At 66.9% G+C, this 23,287-nt stretch carries 23 protein-coding genes; 14 read left to right on the top strand and 9 right to left on the bottom strand.

Features of this window, described 5'->3' with window-relative positions; all coding sequences use genetic code 11:
* The 5 genes from ACFQ9R_RS01135 to ACFQ9R_RS01155 all read right to left on the bottom strand — a co-directional run.
* On the bottom strand, positions 1–409 hold a 409-nt coding region (locus tag ACFQ9R_RS01135; RefSeq protein ID WP_378987541.1), incomplete at its 3' end, for an SAM-dependent methyltransferase.
* Complete coding sequence (locus tag ACFQ9R_RS01140; RefSeq protein WP_378987544.1) at positions 406–669, bottom strand: acyl carrier protein; 264 nt, start codon at positions 667–669, stop codon at positions 406–408. The genes ACFQ9R_RS01140 and ACFQ9R_RS01135, both read right to left, overlap by 4 nt.
* On the bottom strand, positions 666–1,208 hold the full coding sequence (locus tag ACFQ9R_RS01145; RefSeq protein ID WP_378987546.1) for a PaaI family thioesterase: 543 nt from the start codon (positions 1,206–1,208) through the stop codon (positions 666–668). The genes ACFQ9R_RS01140 and ACFQ9R_RS01145 overlap by 4 nt, the downstream gene beginning before the upstream one ends.
* 5 nt (positions 1,209–1,213) lie before the next feature.
* A complete protein-coding gene (locus ACFQ9R_RS01150; protein ID WP_378987549.1) occupies positions 1,214–1,999 on the bottom strand; it encodes a ferritin-like domain-containing protein in 786 nt (261 codons plus the stop codon).
* Entirely contained in the window at positions 1,894–3,666 is a 1,773-nt protein-coding gene (locus tag ACFQ9R_RS01155; RefSeq protein WP_378987552.1) for an AMP-binding protein, read from the bottom strand. The genes ACFQ9R_RS01150 and ACFQ9R_RS01155 overlap by 106 nt, the downstream gene beginning before the upstream one ends.
* Positions 3,667–4,034: 368 nt before the next feature.
* On the opposite strand from ACFQ9R_RS01155, the gene ACFQ9R_RS01160 reads away from it, so the two are divergent.
* The 4 genes from ACFQ9R_RS01160 to ACFQ9R_RS01175 all read left to right on the top strand — a co-directional run bounded on the left by ACFQ9R_RS01160 (position 4,035) and on the right by ACFQ9R_RS01175 (position 7,451).
* Complete coding sequence (locus ACFQ9R_RS01160) at positions 4,035–4,358, top strand: hypothetical protein (protein ID WP_378987555.1); 324 nt, start codon at positions 4,035–4,037, stop codon at positions 4,356–4,358.
* A gap of 7 nt (positions 4,359–4,365) precedes the next feature.
* Positions 4,366–5,484 (top strand): PucR family transcriptional regulator, encoded by a 1,119-nt coding sequence (locus tag ACFQ9R_RS01165; protein ID WP_378987558.1) that lies wholly within the window; start codon positions 4,366–4,368, stop codon positions 5,482–5,484.
* A 275-nt stretch (positions 5,485–5,759) separates the two neighbouring features.
* A complete protein-coding gene (locus ACFQ9R_RS01170) occupies positions 5,760–6,224 on the top strand; it encodes a pyridoxamine 5'-phosphate oxidase family protein (protein WP_378987561.1) in 465 nt (154 codons plus the stop codon).
* Between the two features lie 189 nt (positions 6,225–6,413).
* Positions 6,414–7,451, top strand: a complete 1,038-nt coding sequence (locus ACFQ9R_RS01175; RefSeq protein ID WP_378987564.1) for a crotonase/enoyl-CoA hydratase family protein — start codon at positions 6,414–6,416, stop codon at positions 7,449–7,451.
* 82 nt (positions 7,452–7,533) lie between these two features.
* On the opposite strand, the gene ACFQ9R_RS01180 is transcribed toward ACFQ9R_RS01175, so the two are convergent.
* Complete coding sequence (locus ACFQ9R_RS01180) at positions 7,534–8,142, bottom strand: TetR/AcrR family transcriptional regulator (protein WP_378987567.1); 609 nt, start codon at positions 8,140–8,142, stop codon at positions 7,534–7,536.
* Between the two features lie 92 nt (positions 8,143–8,234).
* Here ACFQ9R_RS01180 and ACFQ9R_RS01185 point away from each other — a divergent pair, with 92 nt between their 5' ends.
* The 3 genes from ACFQ9R_RS01185 to ACFQ9R_RS01195 all read left to right on the top strand — a co-directional run bounded on the left by ACFQ9R_RS01185 (position 8,235) and on the right by ACFQ9R_RS01195 (position 12,318).
* Positions 8,235–8,696 carry an NUDIX hydrolase gene (locus tag ACFQ9R_RS01185; RefSeq protein ID WP_378987570.1) on the top strand — a complete coding sequence of 154 codons (462 nt, stop codon included), beginning with the start codon at positions 8,235–8,237 and terminating at the stop codon, positions 8,694–8,696.
* A gap of 190 nt (positions 8,697–8,886) precedes the next feature.
* Positions 8,887–10,248 carry an FAD-dependent oxidoreductase gene (locus tag ACFQ9R_RS01190; RefSeq protein ID WP_378987573.1) on the top strand — a complete coding sequence of 454 codons (1,362 nt, stop codon included), beginning with the start codon at positions 8,887–8,889 and terminating at the stop codon, positions 10,246–10,248.
* A 39-nt stretch (positions 10,249–10,287) separates the two neighbouring features.
* On the top strand, positions 10,288–12,318 hold the full coding sequence (locus tag ACFQ9R_RS01195) for an ATP-binding protein (protein ID WP_378987576.1): 2,031 nt from the start codon (positions 10,288–10,290) through the stop codon (positions 12,316–12,318).
* Here ACFQ9R_RS01195 and ACFQ9R_RS01200 read toward each other — a convergent pair whose 3' ends face one another.
* Positions 12,319–13,626, bottom strand: coding sequence for a DUF1254 domain-containing protein (locus tag ACFQ9R_RS01200; RefSeq protein WP_378987579.1), 1,308 nt, complete (start codon positions 13,624–13,626; stop codon positions 12,319–12,321).
* A gap of 277 nt (positions 13,627–13,903) precedes the next feature.
* Here ACFQ9R_RS01200 and ACFQ9R_RS01205 point away from each other — a divergent pair, with 277 nt between their 5' ends.
* Both ACFQ9R_RS01205 and ACFQ9R_RS01210 read left to right on the top strand, forming a co-directional pair.
* Positions 13,904–14,650, top strand: a complete 747-nt coding sequence (locus ACFQ9R_RS01205; RefSeq protein WP_378987582.1) for an MspA family porin — start codon at positions 13,904–13,906, stop codon at positions 14,648–14,650.
* Positions 14,651–14,815: 165 nt separating this feature from the next.
* Positions 14,816–15,277, top strand: coding sequence for a cupin domain-containing protein (locus tag ACFQ9R_RS01210; protein ID WP_378987585.1), 462 nt, complete (start codon positions 14,816–14,818; stop codon positions 15,275–15,277).
* Positions 15,278–15,353: 76 nt separating this feature from the next.
* Here ACFQ9R_RS01210 and ACFQ9R_RS01215 read toward each other — a convergent pair whose 3' ends face one another.
* Entirely contained in the window at positions 15,354–16,304 is a 951-nt protein-coding gene (locus ACFQ9R_RS01215; RefSeq protein WP_378987588.1) for a TIGR03560 family F420-dependent LLM class oxidoreductase, read from the bottom strand.
* 197 nt (positions 16,305–16,501) lie between these two features.
* Between ACFQ9R_RS01215 and ACFQ9R_RS01220 the strand changes: the two genes are divergently transcribed.
* Both ACFQ9R_RS01220 and ACFQ9R_RS01225 read left to right on the top strand, forming a co-directional pair.
* Positions 16,502–16,879, top strand: coding sequence for a DoxX family protein (locus ACFQ9R_RS01220; RefSeq protein WP_378987591.1), 378 nt, complete (start codon positions 16,502–16,504; stop codon positions 16,877–16,879).
* Positions 16,880–16,963: 84 nt separating this feature from the next.
* The gene (locus tag ACFQ9R_RS01225; RefSeq protein ID WP_378987594.1) at positions 16,964–18,043 is read left to right on the top strand and encodes an alkaline phosphatase family protein; all 1,080 of its coding nucleotides are present in this window, start codon (positions 16,964–16,966) and stop codon (positions 18,041–18,043) included.
* A 10-nt stretch (positions 18,044–18,053) separates the two neighbouring features.
* Here ACFQ9R_RS01225 and ACFQ9R_RS01230 read toward each other — a convergent pair whose 3' ends face one another.
* Positions 18,054–19,475, bottom strand: coding sequence for a hypothetical protein (locus ACFQ9R_RS01230; protein WP_378988460.1), 1,422 nt, complete (start codon positions 19,473–19,475; stop codon positions 18,054–18,056).
* Positions 19,476–19,778: 303 nt separating this feature from the next.
* On the opposite strand from ACFQ9R_RS01230, the gene ACFQ9R_RS01235 reads away from it, so the two are divergent.
* The 3 genes from ACFQ9R_RS01235 to ACFQ9R_RS01245 all read left to right on the top strand — a co-directional run bounded on the left by ACFQ9R_RS01235 (position 19,779) and on the right by ACFQ9R_RS01245 (position 23,286).
* A complete protein-coding gene (locus tag ACFQ9R_RS01235) occupies positions 19,779–20,468 on the top strand; it encodes a cupin domain-containing protein (RefSeq protein ID WP_378987597.1) in 690 nt (229 codons plus the stop codon).
* A gap of 171 nt (positions 20,469–20,639) precedes the next feature.
* Entirely contained in the window at positions 20,640–21,929 is a 1,290-nt protein-coding gene (locus ACFQ9R_RS01240) for a serine hydrolase domain-containing protein (protein ID WP_378987600.1), read from the top strand.
* A gap of 139 nt (positions 21,930–22,068) precedes the next feature.
* The gene (locus ACFQ9R_RS01245) at positions 22,069–23,286 is read left to right on the top strand and encodes a diguanylate cyclase domain-containing protein (protein ID WP_378987603.1); all 1,218 of its coding nucleotides are present in this window, start codon (positions 22,069–22,071) and stop codon (positions 23,284–23,286) included.
* The last annotated feature ends 1 nt before the right edge of the window (position 23,287 follow it).

Consider the following 23,287-nt stretch of genomic DNA (forward strand, 5'->3'; position numbering starts at 1 on the left):
CCGCCCCGCGAATCGCCCGCGCGTCCATTGTGCGCGGGGGCTGTCCCAGCTGCGCGACGGGCGCCCCGTCGGCGCCCACCCGGTCGGCCCCCCCCCGGGCCGGGGCCGCACCGGCGATGTATTCGTGCTGGCGCGGCGCGGGGCTGACGCCGACCGTCTGACAGGCGAATTCCTCGGCCATGAACAGGACCAGCGACCCCCAACCGCAGCCGGCATCGAGCACCCGCTCACCGCCCGAGAGCCGAAGCCGCCCCGCGACGAAACGCAACTTGTGCCGCTGTGCCTGTTCGAGGGTGTCGGTATCGGTCAAGTACCGGCCGGAGCTGTATTTGCGTAGCGGGTCGAGGAATTCGCCGAAGACCTCGGGATCGAGATCGTAATGCTGGTTGGTGTCGGCGACCTCGGTCACGCGGGCACCTCCGCCAACGCCGTGTGCACCACGGCCGCCACGTCGGCGAGAGTGGACATGCCGAACACGTCCTGGTCGTCGAGCTCGATGTCGTAGACGCGCTCGATGCGGGCCACCATGCGCAGCACGCGGACCGAGTCGACGCCGGCCACACCGCGCAGGTCGACATCGGACCCCAATTCGGCGGCGGGCACGCCGATCTCGGCGGTGGCTATCTCGGTGACAGTGCGCAGGATGTCGGCGACGGCAGGGGTGCTCATGGATGAACTCCGTTCTGGGTTGACATGGCGTGCTCGAGCCGAGCGACGTCGGCGTCGTCAAGGGTGAGCAGGTGGCGGACCTCGCCCAGGGCGAACGGCCGGTAGGTGGCCGAGGCGGACGCGCAGAGCTCGTCGTCCACGTCGTGGATCTCCGCGCTCGCCGTGATGACGGCGGAGTCCGTGCGGGAGATGGTCGCGGTGCAGTGGTAGTCGTGGTCGACCCGCAGCGGCGTCAGGTAGCGGGTGCGCATCGAGACGGTGAAGGCCGGCATCCCACGCTCGAACATGATCACGTTGGCCATCACCTCGTCGCAGATCACGCCGACCAGGCCACCGTGCAGGACACCGGGATACGACTCGAAGGACCGAGTCGGCCGGAATCCGGCTCGCAGACCGCCGGGGTGGGCGGTGAAGCGCAGCCCGAGACCCGCCGGGTTGTGCGGCGAGCAGCCGAAGCAGTGGTAGTCCGGCACCGCCTCCCAGGGCAGCCGGACCGCGAGGTCGGGGGTGGCCGCGCGGGCAGGCTCGGGGACGCGCATCCGGCTCAGGCGATCGCGTCGGCCAGGGCGCGCCGCACCCGGGCGTTGGTGGACAGGTCGAGTCCGGTGATGCCGGCGAACGTGCGCCGAACCTTGTCGTGCAGTACCTCGAGCTCGCCTTCAGCGGCGATCTGTTCCAAGAACAGCTCGAAGCCGGTGTCGATGGTCTCGTGCTCGCCGAGTTCGGTGAGGCCGGATTTGAAAGTACTCACCGGATGCTTGATCTTGGCCTCGGAACTGTAGACGTACAGCGTTTCCAGCACCGACGGCAACTCCTCGGGGCGCTGGGTGAGACGCTGAGTGGTGTAGTGGATGAATTCCCGAGCGTGGCCTGCCTCGTCGCGGCTCGCGTTCAACAGCAACCCCTTGAGTACCGGCTCCCCCACCCACTGCGACACCGCGCGGTAGACGTGGTTGACGGTGAGCTCGGAGATGATGTTGGTGGCCAGAGTCGCCGACGGCGTCGTGCCCGGCGCGTACGGCTGACGCATCGCCCCGACCGCCGTGTCGTCGACGCTCTCGCCGACCGCGGCCAGCCACGCCCGGAAGGCGTAGTGGTGCTGCACCTCCTGGTATCCCCACACCACGGCGAAGGTGGAGAAGTCGTAGTCGTCGAATTCGTTGAGGAATCCGTGCACGGCGGCGATGACATTGGATTCGCCCATCGTCGCGCTCTTGGCGAGAGTCACGTACTCGGGCCGGACCAGTGCGGGGTCGATGGTGTCGAGGTCGAGGTCGGCCAGCCGCCAGTGCTGGCGCTCGTAGTGGCGGAAGACGTCGTAGCTGTGCATGGTTGCTCCGAATCTGTTTCGGTGGCGATCAGTTCCCTGGCGGCCAGCCGCCGCAGTTTGCCGCTGCTGGTTCGGGGGATGCTGCGCGGCGCGACCAGATACACCCGCACAGCGGCCAGCCCGAGCCGGGCGGTGATCCGTCCGGCTATGGCGGCGGTGAGCTCGTCGCCGGCGCTGTCTGCGAGTTCGGTTTCGGCGATCACCGCGATGGTGTCGCCCCCGTCGGGGTCGGCTGCGGCGGTGCAGCGGCCCTTGTAGACGCCGTCGAGATCGCGCACGACGGCCTCGACGTCGTGCGCGTAGTAGTTGACTCCGCGCACGGTGATCATGTCCTTGCTGCGGCCGGTCACATACAGCTCGCCGTCGCGCTGGTAGCCCAGATCGCCGGTCCGCAACCAGCCCTCGCTGAACAGCTCGGCGGCGGCCTCGGGATCGGCGGTGAGATAGCCGTCGGTCACGGACTCGCCGCGAATGAGGATCTCGCCGACCTCACCGTCGGGCACGGTCATGCGCGAGTCGGGATCGACCACGCGCAGCCGCAGGCCGGCGACCGCCGTGCCGACGCCCGCGATCGCACGGGCCCCCTCGGCTTCGGGGGAAACCCGCTGTGCCCTAGCGGAATCCGACAGCGTCACGCGGTCGACCCAGTCGAAGACGGGCTCGCGGCCGAGCGGCGGGAAGGTGACCGCGAGGGTGGCCTCGGCCATCCCGTAGACCGCGAACATGGCCGCTGGGTCGAATCCGGCCGGCCGGAAACGCGCGCAGAACTCTCGCACCACGTTGTGGGCAATGGGTTCCGCCCCGTTGAAGGCGATCCGCCAGTGTCGCAGGTCGTAATCGGCCGCGCGGTCCGGCGGCACGGCGGCCAGCAGGGCCTCGTAGCCGAAGTTCGGCATCGCGGAGATGGTCGACCCGCTGGCGGCGAACTCGCGCAACCAACGCTCGGGGTCCTTGACGAACGCCGTCGGCGACCACAGATGCGACGGGATTCCGCGCAGGATCGCCGACAGCGTGCCGATCAAGCCCATATCGTGGAACAGCGGCAGCCAGAACCCGCCCTGATCGGCCGGACCGAGGTCGATCCCGGTGCGGATGGCGGCAAGCCCGGCCAGCACCTGCCGGTGGGTGAGACGCACGCCTTTCGGTGCGGCGGTGCTTCCCGAGGTGAACTGCACGACCGCGACATCGTCCGGATCGACCCGGGGCAGCCCCGTTGCCGCCGGTTCGGCGAACAGGGTTGCGGTATCGAGGAATTCGACGTCCATGGCCGCCCGCAATGGTTCGACGATGGCGGCGAACTGCGGCGACACCAAGATGGTCCGCATGCCGGCGGCGTCGGCAATTCCCGCCAAACGCGCTGGGTAGGAAGCTAATTGGCGGGCCCCGGCGGGCAGCGGCAACGGGGTGGCCGCACCGCCCGCGGTCGTGGTCGCGAACAGGCCGATGAGGAACTCCGGCGCGTTCGGGCACAGCAGGCCGACCGGCTCGCCGCGCGCGACGCCGCGCGCGACCAGCGCCGTAGCGGCTGCAACGGACCGTTCCAGGAGTTCGGCATAGGTGAGCGTCGACTGCGACAATGACCAGAACGTGGTGCGAACCTGCGGGTGCGCGGTCGCGACCTCGGCCAGCCGCTGGTGCAGCGTCAGGCCCGGAACGGACGATGTCATTGCTGTATGACAAAGGCCCCGGGTAGCCGAACCCTGAACGATCAGTTAAATGCAGGGCTGCGATAACACAGTCCGCTCCGACAATAACAATAACGCGAATTTCCCTAATAACTCGGATGAAAAGGGAATTCGGGTTCCGGGCCCGGAGCAGTCGACAGGACGACGGCTGATCAGGGTTTGGCGCCGAGGACAAGGTCACCTCTGTCGACTCTGGACCTCAGTGCAGTGACGGCACATACCGATAGGTACAGACTTTGCTTGCCGCCGCTGCGCAGCGACCTACATCACATGATCGCTCGATTGTGGTCCCAGTCACCGGAATCCGTGGTGCGCGGTCGATCAGATAGGACTTGTAGGAAATGCTTGCAATGAAGCAGCACATGCGCCGGTCCGCCGTGGCCCCGGCGCTCATCGTGGGGGTTGCCGTCGGGCACGCACTCGGAGCGACATCTGCCGGCGCGGAGCCCGGCGTGACCTCGGACTCGCAGTCGCTCGCCGACGCGATCACCGATGGACTGAAGCCACACCCTGACCTGGAGGGCGACACCGTTCCCGGCGTCGACTACACCGCGGTGGCATCGCGCCACGACGAAGTCACCAACCCCTCCCTCAGCGCCGTCGATCCCATCGGCCACCCGGCCCTGAACTGCACGTTCAACCCGTGGTTGATCGGTGCGGGCGAAACACTGTGAGCCCCCGATGACCAGCCACACCGAACTCGGGTCGCCCGCGCAACTCTCGCCGGCGACCGACCGGATCGCGCACAAGATCCTCGAAACCATCCCGCGTCGCAGCCGACGAGGAAACGTTCTGCGCGAGGAGATCAGCGCCATCGTTGCCGACTGTCTGGTACTGGTGTCCGACACAGCCCGGACACACCGCGGCCTCGGGACGCCGCGTCTTCGTCCGGTTGTTGCGCGGTGGGCGAGCATCGGCGTCCCGATCGACACTGTGCAGCACCATGTTCACGCAGGGTTCCGGCTACACATGGACGATCTCGAAGCCCGCTGCGCGCCCTTCGACGAAGTGCGCCGACTGATGGATGCGTTGAGCTCGGTGACCGCCACGATATCGACGATCTATCTGGAGGTCGCACCGCCCAGCGGCGATCGCGGTGGGTATGTGGCGCGCACTCTGCTCAGGGGCCGGCATACGACGAGAGCTACCCGTGAGCACGGGGCGCCACCCGATAAGCGGTACACCGTGCTCGCGGTGGCCGCGGATCGGTCCGCGCGTGACGCGGTATCACCGCGCGACTTCCGGGCGATGCTGTCGACAAGCTTCGGGCAGCCTGTGCCGGGTTTGGAGTCCCGGTTCGGCGCGACGATTCTGGTGCCGGAATCATTTCCCACCGCGAAGATCCGCGGCACGGTCGGACTGACCGCACTCACCGTGGTGGGGATCGCCGCCGACCGAGATCGGATTCCCTCGGCCGCCGAGGAGGCGCACGAACTCTTGGATGTGGCGACACGACTCCATCGCCCGCCGGGCATGTACGAGATCGGAGACCTCGCTGTCGAGTACCAACTGACTCGGCCAGGGCCTGGGCGGGATCGTCTCGCATCGTTTCTCGATCCGGTTGCCGAGTTTCCGGACCTGATCAGCACGCTGCGCGCACATCTCGGCAACGGTCTCAATCGCCGACTCACCTCACGTGAAACCCATATCCATATGAACACCGTCGACTACAGGCTCCGGCGTATCTACGACCTCGTGGGTCTCAGTGCCCATGATCCAAAGCTCATTTGGTTGCTTCAGTCCGCGCTGATCGTGCGCGACTACCAGTCGGCGGACCAGTCCGACACGGTCGTCCGGTAATCGGCTTCGCGATCTGCCTGACAGACCCAGGGCAGCGCTTCCCAACCTCGGCCCCGGTTGCGGACGGGCGGCGACCCGCACACACCGTGTCGGCAGTGCTGTTCTGGGCGCGGTTCGCAAGCAGCGAGGTTACTGCTGTCAGAAAGGATCAGGACAAATGACGGTTCCGGGGGGACACAGCGTTTAGATTTGGAGGAATACGACGAAGGTGCCCGAACACAGACGGAAAGGTGCTTGGGAGGACAGGCGGATATCCACGACAGGAAGGGAAAAAGATGGGAAGCGACGACCCGAGTGTCAAGGAGCTTGCTGTCAACGAAAGCTGGGCGCTACTCCGTACCGAGGAAATAGGCCGCCTCGCCGTGTGGGTGGATGACCATCCGGATATCTTCCCCCTCAACTACGCGGTCGATCACGGAACCATTGTGTTCCGATCCGCGCGAGGTACGAAGGTGTCCGCCGCGTTGTCCGATGCGCGCGTCGCCTTGGAAGTCGACGGTTATCTCCCTGAGTCTCATGAAGCCTGGAGCGTCGTGATCAAGGGGCGAGCCGAAGGGGTCCGTGAGATCGGTGACCTGATGGACACCGTGGATCTGCCCCTCTCTCCGTGGCAGCCCGGGGAGAAGAACTTCTTCATCCGACTCGTACCCACCCTGGTGACCGGTCGCCGGTTTCCTGTTGCCGACCCCGGAGCTTGGCAGACACCTTTGTCCGGCGTGCGACGGTCTCCTCCGGAGTGAGGAAACTCTTGCTGCGGCAGCACTCTCATCGTCATGCGGACATGAACTGCGGCCGGTCGCCGACGACCCGGCGAAATTTCACAGTCACACTTGACTGTGAACCATCGAATGGGTCAGGCTGGTCCGACCACGCGCCGACCACCTCCCCGTGAGCTGCCGTCCGCCGAATCGCATCCGAAGGGACCATCGATGTCCGAGAACCGACCTCACGCAGGCCATCGTCCCGCCGGCTGGTACGACAATTGGACCGAAGGTCCGGACTCCCCGTGGCGAGACCGACCCGCGCCCGACTACGACCACGAGTACTCGACTCTCACCTACGAGCGCGACGGACGCATCGCCCGCATCACTTTCAACCGCCCGGAAAAGGGCAATTCGATCACCCCCGACACCCCACGTGACCTCACCCACGCCGTCGAGCGCGCCGATCTGGACCCGCGCGTGCACGTGATCCTGGTCAGTGGCCGCGGTAAGGGCTTCTGCGGCGGCTACGACCTGGACATGTTCGCGGAGAAGAGCTTCCGAACCGCCGAAGGCCCGGACGATGTCGACGGCACTGTGCTCGATCCGGTGGTGAATGCGCTCAACCACAATCCGTGGGGTACCTGGGACCCGATGATCGACTACGCGATGATGAGCCGCTGCAACAAGGGCTTCGCCAGCCTGTTGCACGCCGACAAGCCCACCGTCGCGAAACTGCACGGCTTCGCCATCGCGGGCGGCACCGATATCGCCCTGTTCAGCGACCAGATCATCTGCGCCGACGACACCAAGATCGGCTACCCGCCCACCCGCACCTGGGGTATTCCCGCAGCCGGTATGTGGGCCCACCGTATCGGCGACGCCCGCGCCAAGCGGCTGCTCTTCACCGGTGACAGCATCAGCGGCAAACAAGCCGAAGAATGGGGTCTGGCGGTGGAATCGTGCCCGGCGGAGGAACTCGACGAACGCACCGAGGAACTGGTCGGCCGGATCGCCCGCATGCCGGTCAATCAGCTGATGATGGCCAAGCTCGCTCTCAACTCGGCACTGCTGTCACAAGGCGTGGCCAACTCCGGCATGGTCAGCACCGTCTTCGACGGCATCTCCCGTCACACCCGGGAAGGCTATGAATTCCAATTGCGCGCCGCCACAGTCGGTTTCCGGGAAGCAGTGCGCGAACGCGACGAACCCTTCGGCGACTACAAACGAGCCCGGTTCGACCGCAGCCACACCGAGCAGGAATGAATCATGCAACTGCATGGACGAACCGCGGTTGTCACCGGCGGAGACAGCGGAATCGGCGCGGTGCCCGGGTGGATGTCGAGCCCTATCCGTCGGCGTCGCTGACGTGACCCACCAGGATGCGAATTGTGTCAGCCCACTGCTCGAGCACGACGCGGTTCGCCTGATCTGAGAGCTGTAGTGCACGCGTGCCGGCGAGCCCCCGCAGGATGGCGACGGTCAGGTCACGGACGGCCGGATAACGCGGATGCGCCACGATCCCCGCCCCGAACAGCCCATCGATCACCCGGTGCAGATCGCGGCCCGCCTTGCGCTCGGCCACCCGCAGTGCGGCGGCAAGATCGGGATCGGTGCCCGCCGCAGCCCACAGCTCGAACTCGGCACGCGCGGGCGGTTGCGTCATCGCCGAGTACAACGCGGTCAGCGCGCGCTCGACCGGGTCCACCGTGTCGCCCAATTTCACCGCCGCCGCCTGCGTCGCCGCTTCGTTGAGCACGACCAGATTCGCCACCAGCGCCTCGGACAGATCGCGCACTGTCGGGAAATGGTGCAGGAGCGCACCGCGACTCAGGCCCGCCCGCTGCTGCACGCCCACGGTGGTCAAGGCCGAATAGCCGCGTTCGACCAGCAGCGAAGTCGCGGCGTCCAGAATGCGCGCCCGCGTCGCGTCCTTCTGTTCAGCGCGTGTCGCCATCAGCGGCCCTTTCGTCTGCCCGACGACAATTTAACAGTCACGGGTAACCCGGCCCCACGAAGCTGACCGCTGGTCGCCGGTAGGCTCGCCCGGTGAGGAAAGAGCTTCGAGTCGCTGCCTACGCGATATGCGTTCGGGAGTCCCGTGGAGCGATCGAGATCCTGCTCGCCAGATGGGTGTCACCCGACGGTGACAGGCAGTGGACGCTTCCGGGCGGCGGAATGGAACACGGCGAGGATCCGATCGCGACGGCCGTCCGTGAGGTCACCGAGGAGACCGGGTACACCGTCGAACTCGTCGAACTCCTCGGCATCGACTCGATCAACCGCCGATACCCGCGCCCGCGTGGTGAATTCGCCGATTTCCACGGCTTACGAATCGTGTACGAAGGCCACATTCGGGCCGGCGAACTCCGCAACGAAACCAACGGATCGACCGACCTCGCCGCCTGGCATCCGCTCACCGACATCGAGCACCTCGACCGAGTCGACCTCGTCGACATCGGAATCGAGCTGTGGCGAACCAAACCGGCCACCGGTCGCGTGCGCGGTTGACCGCGATGGTCGCGTGGGACGCTCCGATCGTGGTGTCCTCGGTGGCCGATTCGGCGAGCCGGGTCCGCCATCGGACCGCCGTGGATACTTCGTGGCACTCGCCCGTCGAGGTGAGCAGGGAAGTGGACTGGTAATCGAGCAGTCGCGTGTCGCACGCTCGCACCATCGCTGAGACTCCAGGAGGTGCGCGATGGTTCGCAGAGGTGAACACGCAGTGGTACTCGGCGCGAGCATGGCAGGTCTGCTCGCCGCCCGAGTGCTGTCCGATTCCTATGACCGGGTCACCGTGGTGGAACGCGACCGTCTCGACGGTCAGTACGCCCCGCGTCGTGGGGTACCGCAGGGCAAGCACGTGCACGCGTTGCTGCCCAGCGGATCCCAGGCGCTCGAGCGGCTGTTTCCCGGCCTGCTCGACGAGCTCGTCCGCGCCGGCACGAAGGTGATCGAGGACTACACCGACTTCTATTTCTCGATCGGGGGCAACCGGCTCTCGGCCGCCGTCCAACCGGATGTCACGACCTATCTGCCGACCAGGCCGCATCTGGAAGGTCGTGTGCGGGACCGTGTTCGGGTGTTGCCGAACCTGCGGTTCGCCGACGGCAACGATGTGGTCGGCCTGGTCGCGGATGAGGCCGCGGTCACCGGTGTCAGGATCATCTCCCGCACGGCAGGCAGTGCCGAGGAAGTACTCGCCGCCGATCTCGTCGTCGATGCCATGGGCCGTGGCACGCGCACGCCGGCCTGGGTGGCCGAGCTCGGCTTCGACATGCCCGCCGAGGAAAGGGTTTCCGTGCACATCGGGTACTCGAGCGTGGCGCTGCGGCTGCGCCCGGGGAGCGAACCGGAGACGCTGGTACTGATCGGCCCCGCCCCCGACCGGCCGATCGGGATGGCGTTGTTCGCGACCGAGGACGACACGTGGTTGTTCACCGCGACCGGGTATCGAGACCATCACCCCGGCACGAGTTTCGACGAACTGGTCGAGTTCGTGGCGCCGTTCGCGCCTCCGCACGTGCTCGACGCGTTGCGCGCCGCGGAGGCGCTGTCCCCGGTGACGACCTACCGGTACGACGCCAACCGCCGTCGCCGCTACGACCTGGTCAGCCGCTTCCCCCGGGGACTGATAGCGCTCGGTGACGCCCTGTGCGGCTTCAATCCCATCTACGCACAGGGCATGTCGGTGGCCGCGTTGCAGGCCATGGCCTTGCGCGAGTGCCTGCACACCGGCGGGGACGACCTGGAACGCCGGTACTTCCGTGCCTCTGCGGTACCGGTGAACGTCGCCTGGCGACTCGCCGTCGGCGCCGACCTGACGCAACCGCTGGTGGAAGGCACCCGCACCCTCCAGATCCGGCTGGTCAATGCCTACGTTCGTCGGCTGCTCGAAGTGGGCAGGCACGACCCCGTGGTCGCCGCGCGATTCCTGCGCGTCTCGGCATTGCTGGACCCTCCCGCGTGGCTGATGCGGCCGAGTACCCTCGCGCGGGTATCGGTCGGGATGCGCAGGCGCGGCGACTCGGTGGCGCCACCACCGCGGGTGCTCGCCCGGTGACGATTGCCAGCGGGCACCGTGGATGAACGGAACTGAGAGATGACTGACGACGCGAGGACCGTCGCCGACCGGCTCCGATCGGCGCGCAGGCGGCGGTTCGTCGGGCGGGCGGGCGAAGTGGAACTGTTCCGCACCGCGCTCGACGCGGACGAACCACCGTTCACGGTGCTGTTCCTGCACGGGCCGGGCGGCATCGGCAAGTCCGCGCTGCTGGCCGAAATGCTCGAACTCGCCGAACTCGCGGGCGCGACGACGACGCGGGTCGACGGACGCACGGTCGAGCCGTCGCCCGAGTCGTTGCGCACCGCGCTGGGCCCCGCGATGTCCTCGGTGGTGTTCATCGACACGTTCGAACGTCTCGCGCCGCTGGAGGATTGGCTGCGCGAGACGTTTCTGCCGGTGTTGGCCACGACTGTTCTCGTGGTGATCGCCGGCCGTCATCCGCCTGCCCGCGCGTGGTCGGACGACCCCGGTTGGCGGGATCTGTTGCGCACGATCTCGTTGCGCAACCTCGCACCCGACGACGCCCGCGCCTATCTGCGGATCGCCGAGGTGCCCGAAGCCAAGCACGAGCGCATGCTGGCGCTCACCCACGGCCACCCGCTGGCGCTGTCGCTACTGGTCGACGTGCTCGCCCAGACCGCGGGCGAGTTGCCCGCCGCACTGGTCGAGGCCCCCGACGCGGTGCGCGCCCTGCTCGCGCGGTTCGTCGATTCGGTGCCGAGCAAACGTCACCGGGCCGCACTGGAGGTGTGCGCGCACGTCCGGTTCACCACCGAGGCGCTGCTGCGGGCCGCGCTCGGCGAATCCGACTGCGCCGACGTGTTCGAGTGGCTGCGCGAGCTGGCGATCATCGAGCCGGGGCCGCTCGGGCTCGCGCCGCACGAGATCGCCCGCGACGTTCTCGACGCCGATTTGCGCTGGCGTGATCCGGAGTCCTACCTCGACGTGCATCGCCGCGTGCGCGCGCACCTCATCGAGGTCCTCGACGCCACCGCGCAGCAGAATCGCTGGCCGGTGGCCGACCTCGTCTTCCTCCACCGCCACAACCCGTCGATCTCGGCGTACTGGGACTGGTCGACCTTCGGCCGGGCCTTCCCCGACCGATACCGCGCGGAGTATCGGGAATCGATCCTGGCGATGACGAAGCGGCACCAGGGCCCCGAGCAAGCCGAGTTGGTGGACTTCTGGCTGGCTCGTCAGCCCGAGCAGTTCGTCGTGGTGCAAGGCTCGGGCAGCGCACCGATCGGCTACTTCTGTCGGCTGGCGCTGCACGACGCGACGGAGGCCGAGCTGGCCGCCGACCCCGGCACCCACGCCATGTGGGACTACGCGACCAGGTACGGCAGGCCACGGCCCGGCGAACCGGTGCACGCGGGACGGTTCCTCATCGACGCGGAACTCAACCAGCGTCCGTCGCCGACCATCAATGTGGTGACGGCTTGCTCGACGCAGTTCTGGTTGTCGCGTCCGCATCTGACGTGGGACTTCATCGGCGCGTTCGAGGCCGCCGACGCCTGGGAACCCTTCATGACCCACATCGATTTCCATCGTGCCCACGATGCCGAATACGAGGTCGGTGGCCGGCGGTACGCGGTGTACGCCCACGACTGGCGCCGGGTGGGCATTCCCGAATGGCTCGACCTGACCAGTGATCGTGTCGTCGGCGGGGTCCCCGCGCGACCCGTGCCGCCCACGCCCGAACTCGTGCTGTCCCAGCCCGAATTCGCCGGCGCCGTCCGCTCCGCGTTGCGCGGGATAGGACGGGGCGACGGCCTCGAACGCAATCCGCTGCTGCGCTCGAGAGTGGTCGCCGACCGACCGGGCCCCGCCACCGGTGCCGCGCTGCGCGATCTACTCACCACGATCGTCGAGTCGGTGCGCGAGGACTCGCGCGGTGAGAAGCTCTACCGCGTCCTCGACCGCACCTACCTGCGTCCGGCGCCCACCCAGGAACGGGCCGCCGAACTACTCGGGCTGCCGTTCTCGACCTACCGACGCCACCTCACCCAGGGCATCGAGCGGGTGATCGCCAAGATGTGGCATATCGAGCTCTACGGAACCAGCTGATCAGGCCCTGCGGACCGGCGGAGGCGCCCATGTGCCGTTGAGCGCTTCCGTACGAGGGGCATACAGCCGCATGGTGATACCGAGGGGCCCGCTCGGCGCGGGCAGCCAGTTCGATTCGCGCTCTGGTCCCGGGTTGGTGTGGGAGATGTAGATGTCGAGCGAGCCGTCGGAATTCTGCACCAGTGCGTCTCGGTCGCCGATGGCGAAGCGGTTGAGCTCGTTCGGCGCCTGGAACCCCTCGTCGTCGTACATGGTGACCGACCAGAACGCGGCCGCCGGCGGCAGCTCGCCCGCGTCGAAGTGAATCACGTAGTCGGTATCGCCGTCGAGCGGCCGGCCGTCGGCGTCGGCGACCAGCAACGGGTAGATCGCGTCTTCGGGCGGGTTGGCGCCCAAGCCCGCCAACGTGATGGCCGAACGCCGGAAATAGTCGTTGCCGTACACCCCGATGTCGGCGAGCACGCTGATCCACCCGTTGACCGGTGGCGCCAGCTTTTTCGGTGCGGCCATCACCGCCGCTCGCGCGGCCTGCACACCGGCTTCGAGGTCGGCGAGCTCATCGGTGGAGAATCGGGTGGCGTCGAAGTCCCGGCCGGGAACGATACCCAGCCGGGCGATGCGGGCGAGCTGGGAGAAGTCGGTGCCGTGTGGCGGGTCGACCTGCAACGCCGCAGCGGCACGGACGAAGAACTCCGTCGCCGACATCGCGTTGACCTGGCGCAGCGGTTCGGTCTCGCTCGCCGAACTCGGATCGGCCACGAACGGTCCCGGAGCGGCCAACTCGGTGATCTCGAGTCCGGCCTGGAATTTGTTGACCGCCACGTAGTCGGCGGGCCCGTTGGTCTGGGTGCGCCCGATCACCCACACATGATGAGTCGGCGCGTGGATCACGGGCAGGTCAGCCGGAAGATCACCGGTGTAGCCGGGGCCGACGACGACGAAGTCCAGTTCGCCGGTGCCGGTGGTGCGCTTGCCTGGATTGGCGAAAACATCCGTCCACGCGTCCAACATCGGGAGCATGTAATAGCGGTCGCCACTGTCGGGAACATGGATCTGCACGGGACCGCGGGTCAGATCGAGCCAGGCCGAGGAGTAGAGCGTGTCGAAATTCGGGCGAACCACCGCCCGAAAATGGACATCAGGGAACTCGTGGATGTGGTGGAACTGGTTCGGGGGCCCGAACCCCGGAGTCGAGTCCGCCGGGGAGTTGGTCTGCTGCTCGCGAGTGACGTCCATCGTGACGAGGGAGTACAGGTAGACATACGCTTCGTAGCTCAAGGTTTTCAGATCGCTGGACAATACGCTCACAACGCCTCCCTCGCATATGGCCTCGCCTGGCAAATTCCTATCCTGCACCTGCCGGTGCACCGTGAAAAGATCCGACCCATATCGAAATCTTCTTGTGTCGCCGGATTCGGGCCGTTTCGTCCCCGTATTCGAGCGTGCACACAGTGGCGAACCGGTGTACCGGCGGATGAACGGGCGAACAAGAAGCCGCATCGGTCGGGACACGCGCCCGCGTGACGACAGGGAAACGGCGGCCGATTCACTAGTGTCCGGGGTCATGTTGCGAATCATCCGGAGAGTGAGTTACGCCGTCTCAGCGCTGGCCATTCTGTCGCAGCCGACCGCGCATGCCGATACCGTCAATCTGCCACCGCACGAGAAGACTTTCGAGTCGAGTATGGGCAGTTTCACCGTCGGCACGCACGACGAAGTCATCAATCGAATCGCGCCGTTGAACAGCACCCCCACCAGCCGTGAAGCCTTGGTCTCCACAGTCGCCTACGGACGCCTCGACGGGCAGGCCGAGGGCGTGCTCAAGACCGGATACTCCGTGGGCTGTCCGGCCAGGATCGGTGCCGTGCTCCCCGGCATCGATCCCACCACCGAATTCGGGCTCGAGGGGCCGCAGCAGAACTCCGCGACGGAACAGGTACAGCGGCAGGCGACCGAGCAAGCGCAGTCGCAGACTGTCGAGCAGTCGAGTTCCGGCGAATCGGTGCAGTCCCAGACCCAGGAGTCCGGGCAAGTACAAGAGTTCGAATCGGGACAGGTGCAGGAGTTCAGCGGCATCCTGCCCTCCATCGCGATAGACCCGGGTCTCTTCCTGGAATTGGACCTGCAACCCGGCGACATCACCAACGTCGACATCGGGGACGGCAAACCGCTCATCCCGGGCAAGACCGTGCAGATCGTGACCCGCGACTTCCACATCAAAGTCGACAACTGCATCGGCCCGGCCACCATCCGCCAATACACCTACGTGCTGACCAAAACACCCGAAGTCGACGACAGCGGAGCGGTGTTCGGCGAGCCCACCACCCTGTAGCGAGCCCCGCGACCGCGCGTGGCGGTCCTCTTTCGATCCCGCCGAGTGAAAACGTCTACCGGGCAACCGAATCATGATTGCGTAGCCTCAACCGCGCGCGACGGTCCCCCGGCCCGCTCGCATTCGGCGATACAGCTCGAACCGATCGACGTGGAGGAGCGCACCATGACTGCCGAAGATTGGCGGCACAACGGTGTCCGGGTGATCAAGGCCGATCAGCTGGATTCGAACACTGCGCAGACACCCGGAATGGAGCGGGCGGCCGCGATCGATTTCGCCCGTGTCGGCGCGCAGAAGATCTGGGCCGGGACCGTCACGATCCATCCGGACGCCAAGACCGGCGCACACCATCACGGCGCACTCGAAAGTGTCATCTACGTGATCCGCGGCCGCGCCCGGATGCGATGGGGAGAGCGGCTGGAATTCGTCGCAGAGGCCGGGCCTGGCGACTTCATCTTCGTGCCACCGTATGTCCCGCACCAGGAAATCAACGCCAGCACCCACGAACCCCTGGAATGCGTGCTGGTGCGCAGCGACAGCGAAGCCGTCGTGGTCAATCTCGACATCGAGCCGATCGAGAAGCCCGACGCCGTCCATTGGATCGACCCCATCCACCACCATCTGTAGCCCTTGATTCCGGCGAAAGTGTGAAGGTCGGTGCGGTGATTCACCGTCGCCGACGTCAGCCGGCCACAGTCGCTGATCAGTGGTGCACCAGCGGACTCAGGGCCTTGCCTGCCAATTCGAGGATGCCCGGCTCGTGACCGTTGGCGACCATGTTCACGATGATGCCGTCGACCCCGTGATCCAGGATGCGGCGCTGGATCTGCTCCGCCACATCGTCGGGGGCTCCGGCGAACACGCTGTCCGCCGAGATCGCCACCACGACATCGCGCTGCATGAACTCCTGCGCCAGCTTGCGAGCCCGGTCGCCGTTCTCGTCGATGACGACGACAGCGCGGTAGCTGGTCTCCAGAGTCTGTGGGTCACGCCCGGCCTCCTCGCAGCGCTGCCGCAGGGTGGCCAATTTCTGGGGCAGGTCGCTGGTGTGGCACAGGATGTTCAGGTGGTCGGCGTAGCGCGCGGCCAGGCCGAAGGTCTTCTTCTCACCGCCGCCACCGAGCAGGATCGGCAGGTCGTCGCGCACCTGCGGCTCGTTGATCGCGTTCTCGGCGCGGTACCACGTGCCCTGGAAGGTGGGCCGCTGCCCGCGCAGCATCGGCGAGATGATCTGCAGCGCCTCGTCCAGCCGCTGGAACCGCTCGGTGAAGCTGCCGTAGTCGAAGCCGTAGCCGCGGTGCTCGAGCTCGAACCAGCCCGCGCCGATGCCGAGGGCCGCGCGGCCGCCGCTGATCACGTCCAGCGTCGTGACGATCTTGGCCAGCAGCGCCGGATTGCGGTAGGTGTTGCAGGTCATCAGGGTGGCCAGCTGGATTCGCTCGGTGACGGTGGCCAGCCCGGCCAGGACCGTGTAGGCCTCCAGCATCCAATCGTCGGGCTGCCCATAGACCTGATAGAAGTGGTCCATGAAGAGCACGGCATCGAACCCGGCTGCCTCCGCCTCCTGCGCCTGCGCGATGACCTTCGGGAACAGTTCGCGCGCAGAGCCCGCGTAGCCGAAGTAGGGCATCTGATATCCGAGACGAATGCTCATGTTCGACGACCCTACGGTCGTTTTCCGCGTCGACCCGCAGCGATAATCCATGGCAATCAACCGCGCGTCACACGGCAATGGCCGGAAGTTCACCGATTGCCGTCCCGCGCCGCAGTACGATGAGTGGGCGAACTGATACTCGATCAGGTCGAGGCCTGGGTCGGCGCCCCGCTGCCCTCGCACACCGGAGTCGCGGCATGAATGTCGTCGTTTGGATCGTTTCCGGCCTGCTGGCCGCAGTCTTTCTCCTGGCCGGTGCGATGAAACTCGCCAAATCCAAAGAACAGCTCGTCGCGGACCCGAAAATGGGCTGGGCCGAGCCCTTTCCGGAAGGCCTGATCAAGTTCATCGGCGTGGCAGAAGTCGCCGGCGCACTCGGCCTGATCCTGCCCGGCGTGTTCGGTATCGCCACCTGGCTGGTGCCCGCGGCCGCCATCGGTCTGGCGGTGATCATGGTCGGCGCGATCGTCACGCACGGGCGCCGCGGCGAATGGTCGAATGTCGTGATGACCGTGGTGCTGCTGGCATTGACGGTGTTCGTCGCGGTGGAACGGATCGGCCCGCAAGCGTTCTGATGTCGGTCCCAGTGGGCGGGACTGTACCGGTCAATTGTCCAATTCGCTGGTTGTCGTCGGCGCTCGGCAATTACGGTGCCGCGCATGTCTCGCACTCACCGCATCCTCGCAGCCGCGGCCCTGGCCGCTGTCCCCTTCGCCACGGCAGCGCCGGCCCCCGCGGCTCCGGTCGTGAACAAGGTCGTGGTCATCGGCATCGACGGCACCCTGTGGAGTGAGGTGACGGCGGCCGATGCCCCCAACCTCGACCGCCTGGCCGCGCAGGGCACCCTGGCACGCACCTCCATCGCCCCGCACACCACCATGTCGTGCGTTTCGTGGGCCACGGCGCTGACCGGCGTATGGGATACCAAGCACGGGATTCAGGACAATGGATCCACCTGCAACGCAGGACCTTTCGCACAATATCCGACGGTGTTCACGCAGGTGGAGCGGGAGCGTCCGGCGCTGTCGACGGCCTCCATCGGGACCTGGGACAAGATCGGCATGATCGCGCGCACCGGCAGCCCGCAGGCCGACCGGGTGGCCGTCACGCAGATCGATCCCACCGGCGCGGGCGTTTGTGAGACCATCGCCGATTCCGCGGCCACCGCGCAGGTTGTCTCGGCCATCACCGAGCAGGGAACCGACCTGCTGTTCACGCACCTCGATCAGGTGGACATCGTCGGACACACGCTGCGCGGAATCTGGCCGCAGGCCTATCGCGATGCCATCGGCCGCGTGGACAGCCTGGTCGGGCAGATCACCGCCGCGGTGGACGCGCGGGCGGCGGCGCATTCGAACGAGCGGTGGACGATCCTGGTCACCACCGACCACGGACACAAGCCGGATGGGGGGCACGGCGGTCAGAGCGCCTACGAGACAGCCAGTTTCGTGATCGCGCGGGGAGCGGGGTTCGCGGCGGGCACAGAGAACAACGGCTACACCCTCGCCGACATCACACCGACCGTGCTGGATCTGCTCGATGTCCCGGCGCCCGCGAACCTCGACGGCGAGTCGATGATGACGGGCGGTTCGGGCAACCCGGCACTACCCGCGCCGAACACGCCACCGGTCGACTCCGGGATCACCGGTTCGTCGTCCGGTTCGGCACAGGCGGCGATGGTGGCGAATCCGTTGTGCCTGCTGGGAAGTGGATCGGCGAGCGGTTCGTCCGAGCGCTAGTTCCCGCCGCTCAGCGAGGTGCGATCCGGAACAACCCGCTCATCGTGCCCTGATAGAGGGTGCGGTCAGGGGCGATGGTGCCGACCATCTGCAGGGTGTTGTGCACGGCGGTGGCCCCGATGACCTTCTCCGTGTCGACGCGCCCGGTAGCGGCGTCGATCACGGTGTAGCGGAAGGTATCGGTCAACCCGGCGCTGCCGGTCGAAATGATGCTGTGGCGGGCGACGGTGTAGATCTTGCCGTCGGCCACCGACAGACGTGGAACCGCCGCGGACAGAACATCATTGGTCCACTTCACCTGACAGCCGGAACCGCTGACGTCTACGCGGACCATGCCCCCGGTGAACGAAGCATGCGCCGGGTCGCTGTCGCCCGCCCCCTCCGGCACCGCGGGATACGGGTACCCGTAGGTGCTGGCGACGAAAAGGCTGTTGCCGGAACCGATCGGCGAGTTCTCGGTGCCCTTGACCGTCGGCACCGAGCACACCGGATTGCCGCCGGCGGTGTCGAACACGAGCAGATTTTCCTTCGGCACGGCATTGTCGGTGATCGCCACGTACTCGGTGCCGCTACCGGGGCCGAAGAAGGTGGGAGTGGCACCGGTCCCCCAGGAGAGCTGACCGGGCTTGCGGGCCGGACCGCGGTCATAGGCCTGGCGCCACACGATGCGGGGACCGCCGGTCTCGTCGACATCGACCAGGTACAGCGCGTGGGTGGTGGCGATCGAGACGCCCTCGGGTGCAGTGGAAATGCTGTTGGCGACCTTCTCCCCCGGACCGAGCACGATCGACCGGGCCGCGCCGGTCGCCGGATCGGAGTAACCCGCCACCGCGTTGTCGGTGGCGAACCACACCCGGCCGTCGAAGTCGGGCATCACCGAACTCACAGCGTCGCAGTCGCTACCACCGCAGTGGCCCGTGACGGCTTGCGCTATATCGGTTCTCGTCTCGACGAACAGCTTCCAGTCGTCGCCGTCCTTGCGGTGGCCGATCCGTAGCAGCTGACCGCTGCCGTCGACCGTGACCATGCGGTCATCGCTGTCGAGATAGGCGTACACACCACCGAGGAGGCTGCCCTTGACCAAATCGAGGGAGGCCAGCGGCTGCCCGCTGCCGGGGTCGAGCAGGAACACCTTCGGGGCCCGGTCGATGATCTTGGTGCACAGCGCCTGCGGAATCCCGTCCGTGCCTTGCAGAATGGTCGGACACGCAGCAGCGAGTTCGCGGAAGTCGCTGTCGATGCTTCCGGTTCCGGGACCCGCGAAAGGCGTGGCGTCGGACGACTCGGCGTCCCCGTGCATCGTCGCGGTTCCCGGCGGGCCCAGGTGCGGATTCGCGGGCGGTAGCGAACCGAACTCCGCGGCGGCGGTTCCGGTGGTGACCATGAGCGACACGGTCAGACACAGCGCGGCGGTCGCGGCGATGCGACCCATTCTTGCGAACACGGGCGACTCCCTGATTCCTGCCATCGACGCGCTCGCTCGCCAGAGCGAACCCGCCTCGAAACAAATACTCGAACTCAGCCTTTCGAATACTCGTACAGCTCGCAGAGTAGGGGACCGCAGTCGCGACGGCAAGATCCGTCGGCGACCGTCGCGCACCCCGGTCGGCACCACTGGTTCCGGGTTGCGGGTGCCTCGGTTCCGATCCGCGACCGCCGACTCGAGCGACGCCGGCACCACGAGCACAACGGCATTCCACGATCTTGGGGAACACTCGATGTCATGGAACCACCCGTGTCTGACGCGACCGACACCGAACCGATGTTGGTGACCACCCTCGATGCCTGGCGGTCGGGAGGTGATCAGCTGCCCGTCGACGACGACCGGACCGCCTGGGCGGCAGACGACGAGTCGGCGCTTCTGGTTGCCGATGCGCTGGCGCCGACCGCGCAGATCCTCGTCGTCACCCCGCGCGCGGCATCGCCGACCGCGGGACACCTACCCGCCGGGAAGGTGCGGTGGGCCCGGCGCGGCCCGGCAGGCCGCCATACCGAACTGCTGCACCGGCCCTCGACCGCGGAGACCCTCGACCTGCTGCCGCATCCCGAAGGCGGCTGGTTTCGCGAAACTTGGCGCAGTGCGCACACTTTCGCGCCGACTGACTATCCGGGCCCACGCGCTGCGGCGACCGGCATCCTGTTCCTGCTCCCCGAGCACGAACAGTCGATCTGGCATGCGGTGCGCTCCGACGAACTGTGGATGTGGCATCGCGGCGGACCACTGGAACTCCTGCTGGGCGGCGACAGCGACACTCCCACCACAACCGAGACCGTGATCCTCGGCCCAGCCATCGAGTCGGGGCAACGCGTGCAGCAACTCGTCCCAGCGGGTAATTGGCAGGCGGCCCGGCCGTGCGGTGGTGCGGAGGTACTGGTGAGCTGCGTCGTCGCACCGGGCTTCGATTTCGAGGACTTCCGGAGCTGAACCCACCCTCGATCGCCGGAAATGGCGAGCTCTCGGCTCGCCATTCCACTGTTACCCGGTTGCTGATTGATTCCTCGGCGCACAGGGAGCAGAGTTGCGTTACACAGCGCGACATCACCCCTTCGAGCACACGCTGATCGGAGAATCATGGGACACCGGACGAGTTTCGCAGTGTTTGTCGCGACCGCGAGTTTGTTCATTGCCACGGGCTGCGCGACATCGTCGGATTCCGGCGGCGATGCCACCAGCACGTCGGCCGGCGCGCAGGCCGAGCCCGCCTACGCCACCACCCTCAGGCCGGTGATCACCCAGCTCATGAAGGACAACGTCATTCCCGGTGCTGTCGTGGTCGTCAAATCGCCGAAGCAGGGCGATTGGACCGAGACATTCGGCACCCGGGTCATCGGGGCCGACGACCCCATGTCGGTGGACGACTATTTCCGCATCGCCAGCAACACCAAAACCATGACGTCGACCGTTATTCTGCAGTTGGTGCAGGAGGGAAAACTCGCACTCGAGGACCCGATTGCCAAATATTGGCCGGATGTGCCGAACGGCGACGAGATCACCATCGCCCAGCTCTCCGAAATGCGAAGCGGGCTCTACAGTTACACGTTCGACCCACAGTTCAATGCCATGCTCGACAGTGACCCGAACAAGGTGTGGACGCCCGAGGAGTTGCTCGCCATCGCCTTCTCCCATCCGGTCAACTTCGCACCGGGGGAGAAATTCGATTACAGCAATACCAACATCATCCTGCTCGGCCTGGTCATCGAGAAGGTCACGACGATGTCGGCCGCCGAGAATTTCCAGCAGCGGATCTTCGAACCACTCGGCCTGAAGCACACCTCGCTGCCCGCGGCGGCGGACCACTCGATCCCCGATCCGCACCCGCAGGGGTACGCGTTCGGCACCAATGTCTCCACCATCGACACCTTCGCCCTGCCGCCCGAGCAGCAGGCCGCCGCGCTCGCGGGCACGCTGCAACCCAACAACGCGACCGACGAGAGCCCGTCGTGGACGTGGACCGCGGGTGCCGCGATCTCGACGGTCGGTGATGTGGCCACGTACGTGCGGGCACTCGTCGAGGGCGACCTGCTGGACGAGCAGATGCAGCGAGTGCGGATGGACAGCATCCAGCCGATCGATCCGGCCGCCCCCGATGTCGCCGGATACGGTCTCGGCATCGTCCGATTCGGCTTGCATCTGTTCGGACACGACGGTCAGATTCCGGGATACATGACCTTCATGGGCCATGACCCGGAGTCCGACCTCACGATCGTGGTCGCCACGAACCTCGCGACGGTGCCGTCGGGCGAAGGGTCGGCACTGGTGCTGGTCAAGGGCATGCTGCCGACCTTCTACGGGAACGAGGCGGTGCCGGGCAGCCCGGCCGCGCCGAACACCGGCGCGACGACCGCGCCCACCAGCCCTGCTCCACCGACCACCACCGGCCGGTGACGACCCCGCGAGCCCGCCACCCGAACGGATGTCCGCTGCACACGATGACGCCCGGCTGATCCGATGTTCGCATGCGGTGAGGCGATCCTTGCTTTACTGCTCGAAGGAGATATCGGAGTCTACGGAGGTGTCATCGACGGTGCCCGCTCGACGATTCGCCCGGCGATGGGCCGCGCACCTGGCTGCGGTGAACATCCCGGTACGCGGCGAAGACGAGCTCGTCGACGTCCTCGAAGATCTCCTGGCCCGAGTGCTGGTCGCGCTGGCCAACCCCGCGTGGGATCCCGCCGTCGGCGAAAACCTCGGGATCGCCGTCGCCGATCTCGGTTTCCGCTCCCCCGCTGTCATCGATGCCTCGCTGCCGACCCTGCGTGAGGTCTGCCGGCACGCCGGAGCGCCACCCGAGGTTCTGACGAGCCTGGCCTCGCGGTTCGGCCTCGGCGTCGGGCGCAGTCTCACCTCCGAGTCGGTGACCGCGCACGCCGCCGACGGCTTCGAGATCGCGTTCCGCCACGCGTCGGTGGCCATGTCCATCGGCGACGCCCGAGGCCGCATCATCGACGCCAATCCGGCCTTCGAACGCCTGGTGGGGTACTCGCTCGACCAGCTACGGGGACTCGACGGCTTCGACCTGGCCGGCGACACCGCCGACGTCGAGCGCCGGCGCATCTTCGCCGAACTCGCCGGCAACGACTCGGGGGCCGTGCGGTTCGAAAGCGAACAGCCTCGCCCGGACGGAACTACCAGGTGGGTCGGCTGGACGATCACCCAGTGTGTCTCGGCCGACGGCGAACGGGCTTATCTGCTCGGCTTCGGCCAGGACCTCACCGAACAGCACACCGCCGCGCAACGGCTGCACTGGCAGGCCCACCACGACCCGCTCACCGGCCTGACCAACCGGCGCGGCCTGCACACCGAGCTGCACTCGCTCGTCGGCGACGCCCACCCCGGACAGTGCGCGGCGGTGTGCGCACTCGACGTCGACGGGTTCAAAGCGGTCAACGACACCTACGGACATGCCGTGGGCGATCAGATCCTCGTCGAGCTCGCCGAACGCCTGCGGCGATGCTTGAGCACCGATGAGGAACTGCTCGCTCGCCTCGGCGGGGACGAGTTCATCGTGGTACTCCCCCCGTCCGCGGTCGACCGAGCGCGCAAGACCATCGATCTGCTCCACGCCGCGGTGATCGATCCGTTCGCCCTGCCCGACGGGCCGATATCGGTATCGGTCAGCATCGGCGCGGTGGTGACGCCGCTGACCGGTAGACGCGTTTCCGAACTGCTCGCCGAGGCCGACGACTGCCTCTACCAGGCCAAAGCGCTGGGCAAGAATCGGTGGATTCTGCGCGAGCGGTGAG

It is taken from the genome of Nocardia sp. NPDC056541 (genome assembly GCF_042794235.1).
Classification (GTDB): domain Bacteria; phylum Actinomycetota; class Actinomycetes; order Mycobacteriales; family Mycobacteriaceae; genus Nocardia.

What these genes read in the sequence shown, in the direction of transcription:
- ACFQ9R_RS01230 (WP_378988460.1), bottom strand. Translation starts at nt 19,475, where the DNA reads ATGGGTCGCATCGCCGCGACCGCCGCGCTGTGTCTGACCGTGTCGCTC.
- ACFQ9R_RS01140 (WP_378987544.1), bottom strand. Translation starts at nt 669, where the DNA reads ATGAGCACCCCTGCCGTCGCCGACATCCTGCGCACTGTCACCGAGATA.
- ACFQ9R_RS01220 (WP_378987591.1), top strand. Translation starts at nt 16,502, where the DNA reads ATGAATGTCGTCGTTTGGATCGTTTCCGGCCTGCTGGCCGCAGTCTTT.
- ACFQ9R_RS01215 (WP_378987588.1), bottom strand. Translation starts at nt 16,304, where the DNA reads ATGAGCATTCGTCTCGGATATCAGATGCCCTACTTCGGCTACGCGGGC.
- ACFQ9R_RS01150 (WP_378987549.1), bottom strand. Translation starts at nt 1,999, where the DNA reads ATGCACAGCTACGACGTCTTCCGCCACTACGAGCGCCAGCACTGGCGG.
- ACFQ9R_RS01225 (WP_378987594.1), top strand. Translation starts at nt 16,964, where the DNA reads ATGTCTCGCACTCACCGCATCCTCGCAGCCGCGGCCCTGGCCGCTGTC.
- ACFQ9R_RS01180 (WP_378987567.1), bottom strand. Translation starts at nt 8,142, where the DNA reads ATGGCGACACGCGCTGAACAGAAGGACGCGACGCGGGCGCGCATTCTG.
- ACFQ9R_RS01160 (WP_378987555.1), top strand. Translation starts at nt 4,035, where the DNA reads ATGAAGCAGCACATGCGCCGGTCCGCCGTGGCCCCGGCGCTCATCGTG.
- ACFQ9R_RS01190 (WP_378987573.1), top strand. Translation starts at nt 8,887, where the DNA reads ATGGTTCGCAGAGGTGAACACGCAGTGGTACTCGGCGCGAGCATGGCA.
- ACFQ9R_RS01170 (WP_378987561.1), top strand. Translation starts at nt 5,760, where the DNA reads ATGGGAAGCGACGACCCGAGTGTCAAGGAGCTTGCTGTCAACGAAAGC.
- ACFQ9R_RS01165 (WP_378987558.1), top strand. Translation starts at nt 4,366, where the DNA reads ATGACCAGCCACACCGAACTCGGGTCGCCCGCGCAACTCTCGCCGGCG.
- ACFQ9R_RS01145 (WP_378987546.1), bottom strand. Translation starts at nt 1,208, where the DNA reads ATGCGCGTCCCCGAGCCTGCCCGCGCGGCCACCCCCGACCTCGCGGTC.
- ACFQ9R_RS01195 (WP_378987576.1), top strand. Translation starts at nt 10,288, where the DNA reads ATGACTGACGACGCGAGGACCGTCGCCGACCGGCTCCGATCGGCGCGC.
- ACFQ9R_RS01155 (WP_378987552.1), bottom strand. Translation starts at nt 3,666, where the DNA reads ATGACATCGTCCGTTCCGGGCCTGACGCTGCACCAGCGGCTGGCCGAG.
- ACFQ9R_RS01210 (WP_378987585.1), top strand. Translation starts at nt 14,816, where the DNA reads ATGACTGCCGAAGATTGGCGGCACAACGGTGTCCGGGTGATCAAGGCC.
- ACFQ9R_RS01175 (WP_378987564.1), top strand. Translation starts at nt 6,414, where the DNA reads ATGTCCGAGAACCGACCTCACGCAGGCCATCGTCCCGCCGGCTGGTAC.